General features: G+C 60.8%; 1 protein-coding gene. It reads right to left on the bottom strand.

Annotated elements, in window-relative coordinates:
• On the bottom strand, window positions 1-237 hold a 237-nt coding region (locus tag KVP70_RS33950), incomplete at both ends, for an AMP-binding protein (RefSeq protein ID WP_332844204.1).

The following is a 237-nucleotide window of genomic DNA, read 5'->3' as shown; positions in this document are numbered from 1 at the left end:
CCAACCCGATCAGGGTGTGCGCCAGTCGGTTGGCGCGCGCATTCAATTCGCCATAGCTGACGCTGGTCTCTTCGTACACCACCGCGATCGCTTCCGGATTGGCTGCTGCCTGCGCTTCGAACAGTTGCTGGATCAGTTGGTCCTGCGGGTAGTCCGCTTGCGTCGCGTTAAAGCCGACCAGCAGCTGCTGCCGTTCGCTGTCGCTTAGCAGCGGCAGTTGACTGATCCGTTGGTTTG

It is taken from the genome of Duganella violaceipulchra, from assembly GCF_019166075.1.
GTDB classification, from domain to species: Bacteria; Pseudomonadota; Gammaproteobacteria; order Burkholderiales; family Burkholderiaceae_D; genus Rugamonas; species Rugamonas violaceipulchra.
This window is presented reverse-complemented; position numbering and strand designations above follow the sequence as displayed.